At 44.1% G+C, this 775-nt stretch carries 1 protein-coding gene; it reads right to left on the minus strand.

Annotated elements, in window-relative coordinates; all coding sequences use genetic code 11:
• Window positions 1-271: 271 nt before the first annotated feature.
• Window positions 272-775: IS91 family transposase (locus T472_RS01425; RefSeq protein WP_023863237.1), on the minus strand; the 504-nt coding region annotated here is incomplete at its 5' end.

Raw genomic sequence — 775 nt, forward strand, 5'->3', positions numbered from 1 at the left:
TATAATTTATTAGGAAAGAATTGCTGAGGGGAAAAGAAAAGGCCATCAGATGCATTGAAGCATCGATGACCCGATACAATTTTTCCTATTGGACGAAATCGCGAGACTAACCATGATACTATGGGGATTCAATCATACCCAACGCCTCGTGAACATGACAAAAAAGGTACCACTACTAGCCAGAAACAATGAAATTTGAAGTTTTTCAGAATTTAAGGCATGCTTCGCAGCCCCACGGTAGTGGGGCTTTTGAAAATATTGGTTCATCTGGTCATTCAAGCTTCTTTACACCATTCAGGCTTTCCCGACGTATGTTTGAGCTGCCGCAGTATCTGCATACACCAGGATCAATACCGAACATCTTCTTGAGAAGCTGGAGGCCTGAGAGGTCCTTATAGATTGGCTTGTACACTCTACCCCCAATCAATGCCCTGATGATAGCTACCTTCTTGCGCTTTGTCCTGTTGCTTAGAATGCCATAGTGCCTGATCTTTACGAAACCTTTAGGGAGCACATGCATGAGAAATCTCCTGATGAACTCCTCATTGCCAAGGGTTAATTCTGTATTCGAGCCGGACTTATAGTCCTTAACCTTGAAGGTCACTGAGGTTTCGCTTACATCGGTTATCCTTGAGTTGCTTATTGCAATCCTGTGGGTATACCTGCCTAGATATTCGATGACATTTGCAGCACCCTTGAAGGTCTCCTTGATGTGAGGCACCCATTCCGTGGAATACAGATTAGAGAGGAATCGGTTGAACTTCTCCGGTTGCTT

This window comes from Youngiibacter fragilis 232.1 (assembly GCF_000495435.3).
Classification (GTDB): domain Bacteria; phylum Bacillota; class Clostridia; order Clostridiales; family Clostridiaceae; genus Youngiibacter; species Youngiibacter fragilis.